The 15,176-nt window shown below is 71.8% G+C and carries 12 protein-coding genes and 1 tRNA gene; 10 read left to right on the top strand and 3 right to left on the bottom strand.

Annotation, left to right across the window (positions count from 1 at the left end; all coding sequences use genetic code 11):
- Positions 1-3 precede the first annotated feature (3 nt).
- A complete protein-coding gene (locus HS048_RS04600) occupies positions 4-579 on the bottom strand; it encodes a DM13 domain-containing protein (RefSeq protein WP_196466235.1) in 576 nt (191 codons plus the stop codon).
- Between the two features lie 180 nt (positions 580-759).
- Here HS048_RS04600 and HS048_RS04595 point away from each other — a divergent pair, with 180 nt between their 5' ends.
- A complete protein-coding gene (locus tag HS048_RS04595) occupies positions 760-1,401 on the top strand; it encodes a GPP34 family phosphoprotein (RefSeq protein WP_230880727.1) in 642 nt (213 codons plus the stop codon).
- 147 nt (positions 1,402-1,548) lie between these two features.
- Here the strand turns inward: HS048_RS04595 and HS048_RS04590 are convergent, their stop codons facing one another.
- Positions 1,549-2,796, bottom strand: a complete 1,248-nt coding sequence (locus HS048_RS04590) for an LCP family protein (protein ID WP_307832365.1) — start codon at positions 2,794-2,796, stop codon at positions 1,549-1,551.
- Between the two features lie 329 nt (positions 2,797-3,125).
- Here HS048_RS04590 and HS048_RS04585 point away from each other — a divergent pair, with 329 nt between their 5' ends.
- The gene (locus HS048_RS04585; RefSeq protein ID WP_196466234.1) at positions 3,126-4,634 is read left to right on the top strand and encodes a hemolysin family protein; all 1,509 of its coding nucleotides are present in this window, start codon (positions 3,126-3,128) and stop codon (positions 4,632-4,634) included.
- Complete coding sequence (locus HS048_RS04580) at positions 4,631-5,662, top strand: hemolysin family protein (RefSeq protein WP_068900130.1); 1,032 nt, start codon at positions 4,631-4,633, stop codon at positions 5,660-5,662. Before HS048_RS04585 ends, HS048_RS04580 begins: the two co-directional genes overlap by 4 nt.
- 454 nt (positions 5,663-6,116) lie before the next feature.
- Here HS048_RS04580 and HS048_RS04575 read toward each other — a convergent pair.
- A tRNA-Leu gene (locus HS048_RS04575) sits at positions 6,117-6,199 on the bottom strand.
- 94 nt (positions 6,200-6,293) lie between these two features.
- On the opposite strand from HS048_RS04575, the gene HS048_RS04570 reads away from it, so the two are divergent.
- The 7 genes from HS048_RS04570 (at position 6,294) to pknB (ending at position 15,108) form a co-directional block, all read left to right on the top strand.
- A complete protein-coding gene (locus HS048_RS04570) occupies positions 6,294-7,034 on the top strand; it encodes a DUF3662 and FHA domain-containing protein (RefSeq protein WP_068900132.1) in 741 nt (246 codons plus the stop codon).
- A 17-nt stretch (positions 7,035-7,051) separates the two neighbouring features.
- A complete protein-coding gene (locus HS048_RS04565) occupies positions 7,052-7,519 on the top strand; it encodes an FHA domain-containing protein (RefSeq protein ID WP_068900135.1) in 468 nt (155 codons plus the stop codon).
- Positions 7,516-8,886 carry a Stp1/IreP family PP2C-type Ser/Thr phosphatase gene (locus tag HS048_RS04560; RefSeq protein WP_196466233.1) on the top strand — a complete coding sequence of 457 codons (1,371 nt, stop codon included), beginning with the start codon at positions 7,516-7,518 and terminating at the stop codon, positions 8,884-8,886. Before HS048_RS04565 ends, HS048_RS04560 begins: the two co-directional genes overlap by 4 nt.
- Before the next feature lie 4 nt (positions 8,887-8,890).
- Positions 8,891-10,273 (top strand): FtsW/RodA/SpoVE family cell cycle protein, encoded by a 1,383-nt coding sequence (locus tag HS048_RS04555; protein ID WP_068900139.1) that lies wholly within the window; start codon positions 8,891-8,893, stop codon positions 10,271-10,273.
- The gene (locus HS048_RS04550) at positions 10,270-11,727 is read left to right on the top strand and encodes a penicillin-binding protein 2 (RefSeq protein ID WP_196466232.1); all 1,458 of its coding nucleotides are present in this window, start codon (positions 10,270-10,272) and stop codon (positions 11,725-11,727) included. Before HS048_RS04555 ends, HS048_RS04550 begins: the two co-directional genes overlap by 4 nt.
- A complete protein-coding gene (locus HS048_RS04545) occupies positions 11,724-13,151 on the top strand; it encodes a serine/threonine-protein kinase (protein ID WP_196466231.1) in 1,428 nt (475 codons plus the stop codon). The genes HS048_RS04550 and HS048_RS04545 overlap by 4 nt, the downstream gene beginning before the upstream one ends.
- Positions 13,152-13,233: 82 nt before the next feature.
- On the top strand, positions 13,234-15,108 hold the full coding sequence (gene pknB / locus HS048_RS04540; RefSeq protein ID WP_196466230.1) for a Stk1 family PASTA domain-containing Ser/Thr kinase: 1,875 nt from the start codon (positions 13,234-13,236) through the stop codon (positions 15,106-15,108).
- Positions 15,109-15,176: the final 68 nt, after the last annotated feature.

Below are 15,176 nucleotides of genomic sequence, written 5' to 3'. Positions count from 1 at the left end.
GGGTCAGGCCAGCGCGGCGGCGCCGAAGGAGACGCTGAAGCGCCTGCACCAGATGGTGACGGTCCGCAGATCCTCCAGGTCGGCCCCGGCGGGGATGGCGTAGTTGGCGTCGCCCTTGTTGCCCTTCAACCCGCCCAGCTCCAGGTGCTCGCCGTCGTCGAGGTTGAACCACCCCGCCCGGCCCTCCTTGACCGGCTGGTCGCTCAGCCAGACCCGCAGGTCCGGCCCGTCGGAGGTGTCCAGGTCCTCGATCCTCAGCACCCGGCGGCCGTCGGCCAGCTCCAGCACCTTTGCCGTGCCCGTCGTGTCGTGCTCGTGGGAGACGAACACGCCGGTCGCCACGGTCCTCGGCCCGGAGACCGGTTCGGCGGGCGCGTCCGGGGCGCCCTCCGCCTCCGCTCCCGGCGCGGAGGAGGCGGGCACGGAAGAGGCGGCCGCGGACGGCGGTGCCTCGTTCACCTCGACCGTGGTGAACAGCCGCCACGGCTGGAACAGGTACAGCGCGACGGCGAGCCCGGCCGCGCCGAGTGCCAGGACCACCCGGACGGCGGGGTGGCGGAGCGGTCTCTTCGTTCTCACGGGTCCTCCCGGCGCGCTGTCGGCTTCGCCCCGAAGGTACGCCCGCCATCCCGGCCCGGCTCTTACGTGGTGCTTACGTCCCGGTCGCGGCTCGGCGCCCGGCGGGGACGGCACTGCGAGGACGCAGGGATGCCCGGTGCGGGGATGCCCGGTGCGGGGATGCCGCAATAGGGTCGGATCATGACCACCATCGCCGAAGAAGTCCTTCTCCTCGCCCACGAGGAGACCGAGGGCAAGCCACTGGTCGGGGCGACGCAGCTGGACTCCGCGCTCGGCGGCGCGCTGCTGGCGGAGCTCGCCGTGAACGGCCGCATCGACCTGGACGGGAAGAAGGTCACGGTCAGGGACGCGACCCCGCTGGGGGACGAGGAGCTGGACGCGACGCTCGCCCGGATCGCAGGGGAGGCCAAAGAGCGCAAACCCGACTGGTGGGTCTACCGGCTCTCCTCCGCCAAGCTCCGCAAGCGCCTGCTCACCGGGCTGGCCGAGCGCGGTGTGCTGAACGAGGAGCACCGGAAGATCCTCGGGATCTTCCCCGTCGCCCGCTATCCGGAGCGCGACCCGCGGGTGGAGCGGGAGATCCGCGAGCGGGTGCGGAGCGTGCTGGACGGGGCGGACCCGGACGAGCGGGTGGCCGTGCTGATCGCCGTCCTGCACGCGGCCAAGATCGACCGCAAGGCGTTCCCCGGCGTGCGCAAGGAGCGCGTCAAGGAGATCGTCGAGAGCGAGTGGGTGGGCAGGGCCGTGGCCAAGACCATCGACTCGATCAACGCCGCCATCGTGGCCGGGGCCGTGGCCGCCGCGGCGGCCGCCGGAGCCTGACGGGTCCCGGGACGCGGGCCGGGGCCGGGCTCCCGTCCGGCCCCGTACGGCGCGGGCCGCGCCGTACGGGGCTCCCTCCGGAGCCCGGTCCGTGTCCGGCGGGGACACCAGGGCCGCCGGGGCCGCCGCCCGGCGAGGCCGGAGACACTACTTGGCGAGGACGTCCTTGGGGACGGGCTTGTCCTCGGCCAGGGCCCTGAACATGCGCAGGGCCTTCTCCCGGTCCCACTTGACGACCGACTGGCCGTTGATGGTGGGCAGGGAACCGATCGGCACGACCGTGGTGACGGGGTTGTCCCCCATCGCCAGGGCGAGGGAGAGCAGGTCGAACGAGCCGGTCTCCGTCCCGACGGCCACCGAGTCGGTGGCGCTGAACGCCAGCGGGACGGAGGTGAAGGGGTTGAGCAGGACGCCCGGGCTCGCGGCCTTCTTCACCACGGCGGAGAAGAACTGGCGCTGGCGCTGGGTCCGGTCGAAATCGGGGACGGCCCCGGTCGCGCGGGTGCGGACGTAGCCGAGGGCCGTGCCGCCGTCGAGCGTCTGCACGCCCTTCTTCAGGTTGATCCCGGCCTTGGGGTCCTTGATGTTCTGCTTGACGTCGATCTCGACGCCGCCGATGGCGTCCACGATGCCCACGAAGCCGCCGAAGCCGATCTCCATGTAATTGTCGATCCGCAGCCCGCTGACCTGCTCCACCGTCTTGGCCAGCAGCTTCGGCCCGCCGTCGGAGTAGGCGTAGGCCGCGTTGAGCTTGTCGCTGCCGTGGCCGTCGATGGGGACGTAGGAGTCGCGGGGCAGGCTGACCAGGGTCGGGCGGCCGTCGCCGTCGGGGATGTGCAGCAGCATCATCGTGTCGGTGCGGCGGCCCACGGAGCTGCCGGTGGCGAGCTTGCGGCGCTGGGCCTTGGTCAGGCCCTCCCGGCTGTCGGAGCCGACCAGCAGCCAGTTCGTGCCGGGGGTGTCGGCGGGCCGCCCCTCGTAGTCGCCGAGCGCCTCGATCCGCTTCAGCCGCGAGTCGATCGTGAAGTATCCGCCGACGGCGAGCACCAGCAGCAGGACGAGCAGGCCCGCGAGGATCCGCAGGAACCACCGGCCCGGCCGCCTCGGCCCCCCGCCGCCTTTCGGCCGCAGACTCACGTTCGGCATCCGGAAACCGCCCTTCCCGCCGGAGGAGGGGGCTCCGGGCGGAGTGCCGGGAGGAGTCCCCGCGGAGCCCGCGGGCCCGGCGGGGGATCCGGGCGAACCCGGAAGGGGCCGGACGGGGGCGCTGCCCTGCCGTGCCTTGCCGTACACCCGGGAGACCGCCCGGGGCGTGGTCTCGTCCCGCGCCACGGGTGTGGGCACGGGCGACCGCAGCGCACGGGTGCGGTCGTCGTCTTCCTGCCAGTCACCCACGTCGAATCTCCGCCACTTCTCGAAGCCGCTTCCAGCCCTGCGTTTCCAACCGGCGGCGGGAACGAGGGAATCATCACCATCGACGCTACTTCGTGGCTCTCACCCGCGTAGAGGCGTCGTCAAGGTTTCCCTGTGGAAAAGTACTCAGAAGGGTACTGGACGGTCGAGAACCCGATCGTTGAGCCATCCGGAAACATCGATCACCGTCCCGATCGTTACCGTAGAGGACGACAACCACTCGAAAGGATGATCGTGTCCACTCCGGACTCGTGGAGTACCTGCCCGTGCGCGTGCACGGGCCCCACTGACCTGATCGGGAGAGCCGCCCGGTGACCACGGCTCTCGGCCTGCTGGCCGTACTGCTCCTCACCGCCGCCACCGGCTACTTCGTCGCCCAGGAGTTCGCCTTCGTCGCCGCCGACCGCGGCGTGCTGCGCGAACAGGCCGACGCCGGTGACGCCGCCGCCCGGCGCGCGCTGGAGGTGACGGGGCGCCTGTCCTTCATGCTCTCGGGCGCCCAGCTCGGCATCACCGTCACGGCCCTGCTGGTCGGCTTCATCGCCGAGCCCGCCATCGCCACCGTGATCCGCCCCGGCCTGGAGGCCGCCGGGCTGCCCGCGGGCGCGGTGCCCGGCGTGGCGATCGCGCTGGCCGTCGCGGTGGCGACCGTCGTCCAGATGGTCCTCGGCGAGCTCGCCCCCAAGAACCTCGGCATCGCCCGGCCCGAGCAGGTGGCCAAGTTCCTGGCCCGCTCGACCCTGGTCTACCTCAAGGTCGCCGGGCCGGTCATCCGGCTGTTCGACTCCGCCGCCACCGGCCTGCTCCGCAGGATCGGCGTCGAACCGGTCGAGGAGGTCGAGCACGGCGCGAGCCCGGAGGAGCTTTCCCGGATCATCGCCGAGTCGGGCGCGACCGGCGACCTGCCGCCGCGACTGTCCGAGCTGCTGGAGCGCGCGCTGGAGTTCGGCGACCGCACGGCCGAGGACGTCATGGTCCCGCGCCCCCGCGTGGTGCTGCTCCGCGACGACCGCCCGATCTCCGACCTGCTCGACGCGGTCCGCGAGCACGGCCACTCCCGCTACCCGGTGCTCTGCCGGCGCACCGGCGAGGACGTGGTCGGCGTCACCGGCGTGCGCGAGCTGCTCCGCTCGGACCTGACCGACGACGACCCGCTGGAGCTGATCACCCGCCCGGCCCTGCTGGTCCCCGACTCCCTGCCGCTCCCGGTCGTGCTGGAGCGCATGCGCGCCGCCCGCGACGACCTCGCCTGCGTCATCGACGAGTACGGCGGGCTGGCCGGCGTGGTCACCGTCGAGGACCTCGCCGAGGAGCTCGTCGGCGAGCTGGTCGACGAGAACGACCCCGAGCCCGCCGGCGTCGTGGCGGGCGGCGACGGCACCTGGGACGTGCCCGGCACGCTCCGCCTCGACGAGGTCGAGCGGGCGACCGGCCTGTCCCTCCCCGAGAGCGACGGCTACGACACCATCGCCGGGCTGGTCCTGTCCGTGCTCGGCCGCATGGCGGAGCCCGGCGACGCGGTGCCCGTCACCCTGACCGTGGAGGGCGACCCGCTGGAGGCGGACGGGCCGGACGAGGCCGAGGCGGTCCTGACGGTCCTCTCGGTGCACCGCAGGGTCCCCGAGTGGGTACGGCTCGCCCCGGCCGGTCACGCCGGTCGCGACCTCCCCGAGGCGGAGCCGGCCGGGCGCGCGGCGGAGCCGGGGGTCCCGGAGGACGGGGCTTCCGGTGGGGACTCCCGTGAGGACTCCCACGAGAGCTCCCGCGAGCGGGCCCACCAGGGCTCCATGGCCCGGAGCGGGCGGGTGAGCGGCCGATGAGCACCACCGGAGCGCTGCTGCTCGGCGTCGCCCTGCTGATCGGGAACGCCTTCTTCGTCGCCGCCGAGTTCGCGGTCATCTCGGCCCGCAGGCACCGCCTGGAGGAGCTCGCGGGCAAGGGCGGCCGGCTGACCCGGCTGGCCGCCCGCGCCGCCGTACGCGGCGGCAGGGAGCTCTCCCTGATGCTGGCCGGCGCCCAGCTCGGCATCACCCTGTGCTCGCTCGGCCTGGGCATGGTGACCGAGCCGGCCATCGAGCACCTCCTGGAGCCGGTCTTCGGCGCGATCGGGGTCCCCGAGTCGTTCCGGGTCCCCGTCTCCCTGGTGATCGCGCTGGCCCTGGTGACCTTCCTGCACATGGTGGTCGGCGAGATGGCGCCCAAGTCGTGGGCGCTGACCCACCCGGAGATCGCGGCGATGGGCCTGGCCCTGCCGTTCCGCGGCTTCACCCGGGTGGTCCGACCGGTGCTGGCCTCCCTCAACGGCCTCACCAACGCCGCACTGCGGCTGTTCGGCGTGCACGCCAGGGACGAGCTGGCCACCACCAGGACCCCGGTCCAGCTGGCCATGCTGGTCGGCGAGTCGGGCCGGATGGGACTGCTGGACCGCGACGAGCACGACCTGCTGACCCGGGCCCTGCGGGTCCACCAGCAGCCGATCGAGCGGTTGATGCTGCCCATCGCCGAGGCCGTCCGGGTGGCCGCCGACGCCACCGCCGCCCAGGTGCGGCGGACCGCCGGCGACAGCGGTCACCTGCGCCTGCTGGTGGGCTCCGGCGACCCCCGCGACATCCTGGGGGTCCTGCACGTCCGGGACGTCCTGATCCGGCCGGAGGCGAGCCCCGCGGAGCTGGCCCGCCCCGTTCCCCGGCTGGAGAGGTCCACGACCGTCTCGGAGGCCGTCGCCACCCTGCAGGAGGCCCACGCGCACGTGGGCCTCGTCAGGGACGCGGACGAGGTGGTCGGCATGGTGAGCCTCACCGACCTGCTCGGCGAACTGCTGGACGTCCGGGTGCCCGTCGCGCACTGAGCCGGATTTACGGACGGGCCGGAGAAGTCACCTTCTCCGGCCCGTTTTTCTCTGTCAGCGTAAAACCGCAGCCCGCAAAGCCTGTGCAAGCCGTCCGAAAGCCACCGACAAGCGACCGCGCCTAGAAAGGACCCGGGGCGCCGTCCGACACGGCCCCCGGAGGCCCGCACCGGCCCTCCCCGCCCCCGACACCGGCCCTCCCGGCCCACGGAGACCCATGCCCGCCCTCCGGACCCGAAGTGCTCCCGGAGAACCGGGAAGCCGCCCCACCCCGAGCCCGAGAACCCGTGACCCACACCCCGGCAGGAAACCCGTCCCAAGGGAGGCGCAGCCAGGGGCGTGGGGGCGGAGCCCCCACATCGGGGGTTCCAGGGGGTCGCCCCCCTGGAGGGAACAACGAAAAGGCCCCGGGGAAGCGGACTTTCGTCCGCGACCAGCCGGGGCCGACTTAGAGTGGGCGAGGAGGGATTTGAACCCTCACGTCCTTTCGGACACACGGACCTGAACCGTGCGCGTCTGCCGTTCCGCCACCCGCCCTTGTTTGGGTGCGCTCGAAACATTAGCACGGATCAGCCGGTACCCACGAACCCGGATACGATCCTTCTAGATGACGGAGGAAGGGAGGTACCCGGTGGGAGTCCTTCAGCGCTTCGAGCGGAGGCTCGAAGGCTTGGTTGAGGGGGCCTTTGCGCGTGCGTTCAAGTCCGACCTTCAGCCGGTCGAGGTCGCCAGCGCGGTGCAGCGGGAGATGGACGAGCGGGCCGCGATCGTCGCCCAGGGGCGGACGCTCGTCCCGAACGACTTCGTGGTCGAGCTGTCCACGACCGACAGCGAGCGCCTGCAGGTGTACGCCGACAGCATCAGCCACGAGCTGGCCAACCTCGCCCGCGAGTACGCCAAGGAGCAGGGCTACTCGTTCGTGGGACCCGTCCGGGTGCGTTTCGAGACGGCGGACGACCTCGCGGTCGGCCTGTTCCGGATCCGCTCCGGAGTGATCCGCGGAGCCACGGTCGAGCAGGACGAGATCCGCAAGCCCGTGACCGACGTGCCCGCCGGCCGCTCGCACGCGTTCGAGGGCAGGCCCCGGCTGCTGGTCTCCACCCAGGATGACCCGCAGGGCCAGCGGTCCTACGATCTGACCACACCGGTGACCCTGCTCGGCAGGGGCACCGACTGCGATCTCCGGCTCGTGGATCCGGGCGTGTCCCGGCACCACGCCGAGCTGCGAGTGGAGGGCCCGCAGGTCATGCTCGTCGACCTCGGCTCCACGAACGGCACTTTCGTCAACGGCCAGCCGGTTCGCCGGATCGAGCTCCAGAACGGCACTCGCGTGACGCTCGGGCGCACGACCCTGGTTTTCCGGCGCGATTAAAGGTAAACAGACGGTCCATGTCCGAGCTCACGCTGCTGTTGATCCGCCTCGCGTTCCTCGCGGTGCTGTGGTTCTTCGTGATTGCCGCGGTCGGTGTGATCCGGACAGACTTGTTCGGATCCCGCACGCCCGCCACCGCTCCCGCGCGCAAGGCTCCCAAACCGGCCAAACCCGCGGCCAAGTCCAAGAAGGGGGAGCCACGGCAGATGGTCGTCACCGGCGGCCCCCTCCAGGGCACCACCATCACCCTCTCGGAGACGCCCATCACCATCGGCCGGGCGAACGACGCCACCCTGGTAGTCAGCGACGACTACGCCTCCAGCCGGCACGCCCGGCTCTTCCCCCAGGACGGTCAGTGGATCGTGGAAGATCTCGGATCGACCAACGGCACCTACCTCGACCGCTCCAAAGTCACCCGTCCGACTCCGGTGCCGCTCGGCGTTCCGATCCGCATCGGTAAGACCGTCATCGAATTGCGCAAATGACCATCGCACTCCGTTACGCCGCCCGCTCGGACGTCGGTCTCCTCCGCGAAGGCAACGAGGACTCGGCGTACGCCAGCGGCCGCCTGCTCGCCGTCGCGGACGGCATGGGCGGACACGCACACGGTGAGGTGGCCAGCTCGGTCGCCATCGCCGCCATGTCGTCCCTCGAAGAGGACGCACTCGGGGGTGACCTGCTCAGCGCCATCGAGGCGGCCGTCCGCGACGCCAACCGCCGTCTCCACGAGATGGTGGGGCGGGACCCCAGCCTCAAGGGCATGGGCACCACCCTGACCGCCATGCTCTGGTCGGGCACCAGGGTCGCGCTGGTCCACGTCGGCGACTCGCGCGCCTACCTGCTGCGCACCGGGGAGCTCTACCAGATCACGCACGACCACACCCTCGTGCAGTCGCTGGTGGACGACGGCCGGATCACCCAGGAGGAGGCCGCCACCCACCCGCAGCGCTCGATCCTGCTGCGCGCGCTGGACGGCAGCGGCGAGGTCGACCCCGACCTGTCGCTCCGCGAGGCCCAGGTCGGCGACCGCTACCTGCTCTGCTCCGACGGACTGTCCGGGGTCGTGAGCGCCGAGACGCTGCACCACACGCTCTCCACGATCGACGACCCCGAGACGGTGGTCCGCACCCTGATCGACCTGGCCAACCGCGGCGGCGGTCCCGACAACATCACCTGCGTGGTCGCCGACGTGCTGGAACTGGACGAGGGGTTCTCCTCCCCGTCCACCGAGGCGGCCGTGGTGGGCGCCGCGGGCTCCACCCTGAGCCTCTCGCAGTCGTCACCGGCGGCGCCGGGCACGGCCGGGGCCGGCGGCGGGGCGATCACCATGCCCCAGCCCGTCGTCACGGACGACGACCTCGACGGGCCCGCCCCCAGGGGGCAGGCGGCGGCCCGCCGCCCGGCCAGACGCCGGCGCGTGTGGCCGATCCTGGCCTCGCTGGGAGGCGTCGTCCTCGTCGGCGGCGGCCTAGGCTGGTACTTCGGGAGCCAGTGGCTCGACGACCAGTACTTCGTGGGAGTGCGGGGTGACGAGATCGTGGTCTACCGCGGGGTGAACACCACTCTCGGCCCCGTCGAGCTCTTCGACCCCGTCCGCGGCACCAAGGTGGCGGTCTCGACCCTCGGTGCGTTCCAGCAGGGCCAGGTGCGCGACGGCATCCCGGTCGCGAACGTCGACGCGGGCCTGAAGAAGGTGGCCGAACTGAAGGCCTCCGCCGAGCAGACCCCCGACACCGCAGACACCGGCGACAAGGCCCCCGACGACGGCACGACCAGCACCGATCCGCCCGCCGCCACCGCCAGCCCGCCGCAGAAGGGCTCCCCCACCCCGAAACCCACAAGGTCACAATAGAGACATGAGCACCCCTAGCGTCGAACCCGTCCCCCTGCCGGCCAAACGGCGGTTGGCGCAGCTGGCGATGCTCGCCTTCGCGGTCGCGATCACGTTGGGCGCGTACGCCAACGTGGGCCTGGCGATCGACGGGCAGATCCCCTCCGGCATGCTCACCTACGGCCTCAGCCTGGGCGGCTTCATGCTGGCCGCCTATCTGGTGCTGGCGAGGTTCGCGCCCTGGGCCGACCCGCTGATCCTGCCGCTGGTGACACTGATCAACGGCCTCGGCCTGGTGATGATCTACCGGTTGGAGGAGGCCGACGCGTTCGGCGCCTCGGCCAACACGCAGCTGCTGTGGACCGCGGTCGGGGTCGTGCTGTTCACCGTGACGCTGATCGTGCTCCGCGACCACCGGGCGCTGCAGCGGCTCACCTACACCGCCGGAGCCCTCGGCCTGTTCCTGCTGGTCTCGCCGCTGATCCCGGGCCTCGGCCAGGAGGTCAACGGCGCCCGCATCTGGATCGGCATCCCCGGTCTGGGCCAGCTCCAGCCGGCCGAGTTCGCCAAGCTCGCCCTGATCGTCTTCTTCGCCGGCTACCTGGTCGCCAAGCGCGACGTGCTGGCGCTGGCCGGGCGGCGGCTGCTCTTCATCGACCTGCCCCGCGCCCGCGACCTCGGCCCGATCCTCATCACCTGGGGGCTCAGCCTCGGCGTGCTGATCCTGCAGAAGGACCTCGGCTCCTCGCTGCTCATCTTCGGCACGTTCATCGCGATGCTCTACATCGCCACCCAGCGCACCTCCTGGGTGCTGATCGGCATCCTGCTCTTCATCGGCGGCGCACTGCTCGCCGGTCTGATCTTCGACCACGTGCAGGCCCGGTGGGAGATCTTCCTCGACCCCGGGGACCCCGAGCTCTACAACCGTGAGCTCGGCGGCAGCTGGCAGCTCATGCAGGGCCTGTTCGCCATGGGCGAGGGCGGCGTCCTCGGCACCGGGCTCGGCCAGGGCCACCCCAAGGAGATCCCCCTGGCCATCTCCGACTTCATCTTCGCCGCCGTCGGCGAGGAGCTGGGCCTGACCGGGCTGATGGCTCTGCTGATGGTCTACGCGCTGCTGGTCGAGCGCGGCCTGCGGACCTCGATCGCGGCTCGCGACCCGTTCACCAAGCTGCTGGCGGGCGGCCTGTCGTTCCTGCTGGCCTGGCAGGTCTTCATCATCGTCGGCGGCGTCACCAACCTGATCCCGCTCACCGGCCTGGTCACCCCGTTCATGTCGCAGGGCGGCTCGGCGCTGCTGTCCAACTGGATCCTCATCGCGCTGCTGGTGCGGATGTCGGACGCGGCGCGCAGGCCGGCGCCCCAGGCCATCCAGGACGAAGGAATGACGCAGGTGTTCCAGCGATGAACAGTCCCCTCAAGCGCGTCGCCCTGGCCTGCATCCTGATGTTCGGCCTGCTCATGCTCAACGTGAACTATCTGCAGGCCGTACGGGCGGACGGTCTGCGGGAGGACTCCCGCAACACCCGCAACTTCTTCGCCCGCTACGAGGTCGAGCGCGGCCGGATCACCGCGGGGAACAAGGTGCTCGCCGAGTCGGTCGAGACCGACGACAACACCTACAAGTACTCCCGCCGCTACCCCGAGGGCAAGGTCTACGCGCCCATCACCGGCTTCTTCGCGCCGGAGAGCGAGCGCGACATCGAGCGGGCCAAGAACGACCTGCTCGACGGGTCCAGCGCCGACCTGCTCATCCGGCGCAGCATCGACCTGTTCAGCGGCGCCCAGACCAAGGGCGCCAACGTCGACCTGACGATCAACCCCAAGGCGCAGGAGGCGGCCTACAAGGCGCTGAGCGAGAGCGGCAAGAAGGGCGCGCTGGTCGCGATCGAGCCGAAGACCGGCGCGATCCTGGCCATGGTCTCCGTCCCCACCTACGACCCGAACCCGCTCTCCAAGGCGGACAAGGCCGCGGTGAACAAGGCCTACGAGAAACTGGCCGAGGACGAGGACCAGCCGCTGCTGAACCGGGCGATCGAGCGGACCTACCCGCCGGGCTCGACCTTCAAGGTCGTCACCATGACGGCCTATCTGGAGAGCGACGACACCCTCGGCCCGCAGAGCCAGATCGACGCCCCGACCCGGCTCGACCTGCCGAACACCACCGCCGACCTGCCCAACCACGGCAACTCCGCCTGCGGCAACGGGCGCGTGACGCTCTCGTACGCGCTGGAGAAGTCCTGCAACACGCCGTTCGGCAAGATCGGCATGGACCTCGGCTACGACGCGATGAAGGAGCAGGCCGCCAAGTTCGGCATCGGCGGGGAGCAGCTGGAGATCCCGATGCCGGTCTCGGCCAGCAGCATCGGCGAGGAGGAGGACCAGGCCGCGCTCGCCCAGGCCTCGATCGGCCAGCGCAACAACCAGATGACGCCGCTGCAGATGGCCATGGTCGCGGCGGGCGTCGCCAACAACGGCGTGGTCATGAAGCCGTACCTCGTCAACAAGGTCGCCGACGCCGAGGGCGGCGAGGTCGAGACCGCCGACCCCGAGGAGCTCTCCACCGCGATGAGCGAGGAGACCGCGGCCAAGCTCAAGGAGATGATGGTCAACGTCGTCAACCTGGGCACGGCGAGCGCGGCGCAGATCCCGGGCGTCGCCGTCGCCGGCAAGACCGGCACCGCCGAGACCTCCGGCAACCGTGCCCCGCACGCCTGGTTCGTCTCCTTCGCACCCGCCGAGGACCCCAAGGTCGCCGTCGCGCTCATCGTCGAGTCGGGCAGCGCCGGCGACGACGCCTCCGGCGGCCAGACCGCGGCCCCCATCGCCAGGAGCGTGATGGAAGCGGTGCTCGGTAGATGACGCCGTTCCTCGGGGACCGCTACCGCCTGCTGGAGCGCATCGCGGCGGGCGGCATGGGCGAGGTCTGGCGGGCGGGGGACGAACTGCTCGGCCGCGAGGTCGCCGTGAAGCTGCTCCGGCGGCACCTCGCGGACGACCCCGCCTTCCGCGGGCGGTTCCGCACCGAGGCGAGGATCGCCGCCGGGCTGGCCGACCCCGGGATCGCCCAGGTCTTCGACTACGGTGAGGCCGACGACGTCGCCTACCTCGTCATGGAGCTGGTCCCCGGGGAGTCCCTGGCCGCCATCCTGGCCCGCAACGGCGTGCTGAGCCCCGAGGTCGCCCTCGACGTGGTGCACCAGACCGCCAGAGGGCTGCACGCCGCGCACGCGGCCGGGATCATCCACCGGGACGTCAAGCCCGGCAACCTGCTGGTCACCGGGGCCGGTGTGATCAAGATCACCGATTTCGGCATCGCCAGGGCGCTGGAGTCCGCGCCCGTCACCCAGACCGGGACCATCCTCGGCACCGCCCAGTACGTCAGCCCCGAGCAGGCGTCCGGCATCACGCTGACCCCCGCCACCGACCTCTACTCACTGGGCGTCGTGGCCTACGAGTGCCTGACCGGCCGTCCGCCGTTCACCGCCGCGAACCAGGTGGCGATCGCGCTGATGCACCTCAACGACCCGCCGCCGCCGCTGCCCGCGAGCGTCCCCGGCCCGGTGCGCGACCTGGTCGCGGCCTGCCTCGCCAAGGATCCCGCGCAGCGCCCGGCGAGCGCCAGGGAGCTGTCGGACCGGGCTTATGTGCTGCGCGAGTCGCTCGCCACCGCGGGCGCCGCGGGCCTGGTCCTGCTCACCGATCCCACCGGCTACCGGGGCCTCCCCGCGGCGGAGGCCGTACCGGACCCGGCGGGCGCCATACCAGACACGGCGGGCGCCATACCAGACACGGCGGGCGCCGTACCGGACCCGGCGGGCGCCGTACCGGACCCGGCGGGCGCCGGGCGGGCCGCGCCGCGCCGCAGCGGGCTGCGCCGGGCGGGCGCGATCACCGCGGCGGCCGCGGGCTGCGCCGCCGCCGTCGGGCTGGGCGCGCTGATGTTCCAGGATCTGGCCGGCCCGGACGACAGGCACGAGTCGGTGAAGCCGTTCACCCCCGAGCCGCGGGCCTCCACGTCGCCGTCCGCCACCCCCGGCAGGAGCAGACCTGCGACGACCCGGCCGGCCGCTCCTCCGACCAAGTCGCCCCGACCTTCGCCGTCGCCGTCGGCTACGGTAAGTACGTCGGCCACGCCCACCACGGGGCCGACGAAGTCACCGACCCCGAGCCCCACACCGACCACTCCGACCCCGACTCCCCCGCCCCCGACGACGACCCCGGAACCCACGCCGAGCGTCACCACCGAGCCCGGCGAGACGGTCCCACCGAATGGGGAGACGTGATGCGGGAAGGGGCCGATGATGGACACCGGTGGCCTGAGAGCTCACCGGCACCCAAGATGAACGGTAAGGGACAGTGCAGGAAATGACTCAGCCTCGACGCCTAGGCGACCGCTACGAGCTTGACGGCGTCGTCGGGCGTGGCGGCATGGCCGAGGTCTATCGCGCCCGAGACATCCGGCTGGACCGGATCGTCGCGATCAAGACCCTCCGTGCGGACCTGGCCAGGGACCACACGTTCCAGGCGCGTTTCCGCCGCGAGGCGCAGTCCGCCGCGTCGCTGAACCACCCGTCCATCGTGGCGGTCTACGACACCGGTGAGGACACCTCCGAGGGTGCGCCCGTGCCGTACATCGTGATGGAGTACGTCGACGGCAGCACGCTGCGCGACATCCTGCGGGCCGACCGGCGGCTGCTGCCCGAGCGGGCGGCCGAGCTGGTCGACGGGATCCTGCGGGCGCTGGACTACAGCCACCGCGGCGGCATCGTGCACCGGGACATCAAGCCGGCGAACATCATGATCACCCGCAACGGCGACGTCAAGGTCATGGACTTCGGCATCGCCCGCGCGATGGCCGACTCGGCCGCGACCATGACGCAGACCGCCCAGGTGATCGGCACCGCGCAGTACCTCTCGCCGGAGCAGGCCAGGGGCGAGCGGGTCGACGCCCGCAGCGACATCTACTCCACCGGTTGCGTGCTGTACGAGCTGCTGACCGGGCAGCCGCCGTTCACCGGCGACTCGCCGGTGGCGATCGCCTACCAGCACGTCCGCGAGGACCCGATCCCGCCGTCGCAGATCGACCCGGAGATCCCCGCGTGGGCCGACGCCATCGTGCTCAAGGCGATGGCGAAGGACCCGGCGCACCGCTACCAGAGCGCCGGTGAGATGCGGGCCGACATCCAGCGGGCCCTGCAGGGCATGCCGATGGACGCCCAGACGATGGCGCTGGCCAACAACTACGGTGCGGCCACCCGGACCATGCAGCAGCAGCCCGGTCCAGGCGGGCCCGTCACCCAGCGCACCACCGCCGTCCCGGCGTACGAGTACGGCACCGAAGACGGCGCCGGCCGGGGCGAGCGCGGACGCCGGCGCGCCCAGGGAGGCGGCAACACCGCGCTCAAGACCGCCGCGTGGATCCTGATCCCGCTCCTGATCATCGGCGCCTTCATCGGCGTGGGCTACACCTTCCTCAGTGCTCCGGGCACGCCCACGGGCGACGGCAAGGTCGAGATCCCGGCGCTGGCCTCCCAGACGGTCGAGGCCGCGACCAAGCAGCTCACCGATCTCGGGCTGAAGGTCAAGACGACCGAGGAGTTCAGCGAGGAGCAGCCGAGGGGCGCGGTCATCGAGACCGACCCGGCGGCCGGCGCCAAGGTGGACAAGAACACCGAGGTGAAGGTCGTCGTCTCCAAGGGCGTGGAGCGGGTCACGGTGCCCGACGTGGTCGGCAAGACCGTCGAGGAGGCCACCGCCGAGCTCGAGGGCAAGGGCTTCGAGGTGACCGTGGTGACCAAGGCGTCCTCCCGCCCGCAGGGCGTCGTCCTGGAGAGCGACCCGGCGGCCGGGAAGAAGGCGGCCAAGGGCGGGACCGTCCGCATCTACATCCCCAAGGAGGCCGTCGAGGTCCCGGACGTCACCGGTTACACGGTGGGTGACGCGACCAAGGCGCTCAAGGACGCGGGCTTCAAGGTCAAGACCGTCGAGCAGCCGAGCGACCAGGCGGAGGGCACCGTCCTCAGCCAGAGCCCCGGAAGCGGTGCGAAGATCCAGCCGGGCACCACGATCACGCTCACCGTCTCCAGCGGCCAGCCTCCGATGCCGACGGAGGAGCCGACCCCGCCGACCGACGATCCCAGTCTCCCGAGCGACGAGCCGACCGACGACCAGCCGGACGTCCCGAGCGACGAGCCGACCGACGACCCGTTCTTCAACAGTCCCGACGGCGAGCACGGCTGACCGGCCGCCCGGCCTGAGAGGGCCCCCGCCCGTGGCGGGGGCCCTCTCGCGTACGCCGACCGAGACTC

Source organism: Planomonospora sp. ID91781 (assembly GCF_015711595.1).
Taxonomy (GTDB): domain Bacteria; phylum Actinomycetota; class Actinomycetes; order Streptosporangiales; family Streptosporangiaceae; genus Planomonospora; species Planomonospora parontospora.
This window is presented reverse-complemented; position numbering and strand designations above follow the sequence as displayed.